The sequence below is a fragment of the Brachymonas moutaii (nom. illeg.) genome, assembly GCF_049977365.1.
Lineage (GTDB): Bacteria > Pseudomonadota > Gammaproteobacteria > Burkholderiales > Burkholderiaceae_C > Brachymonas.
In genome coordinates this window covers 1-250 of record NZ_JBNGEN010000049.1, presented here as the reverse complement: position 1 = coordinate 250, position 250 = coordinate 1, and the positions used below count along the sequence as shown (strand labels likewise).

Genomic DNA, 250 nt, shown 5'->3' with positions numbered 1-250 from the left:
TCCAGTAGTCCATTCTGGAAGCTCTGACCACAGACTGGAGAAAATCATGCAAAAACATCAATGGACACAAACAGTTATTGGATCATGTCTGGCTTTGTTTGTCACAGCTTCATGGGGGCAACAGCTCAGCCCTGCTGACATGGGATACGCCGATCAGATGGAAAGACAACGCGCCATTCAGGTTCAGAACATCAATCAGCAACAGAATGCAGCCAGGAATGCTGCACGCCAGCAGGCATGGCAAGCCAAA

At 49.2% G+C, this 250-nt stretch carries 1 protein-coding gene; it reads left to right on the top strand.

The features are described from left to right. Positions 1–46: 46 nt before the first annotated feature. On the top strand, positions 47–250 hold a 204-nt coding region (locus tag ACP2WS_RS11370; protein WP_426460866.1), incomplete at its 3' end, for a hypothetical protein.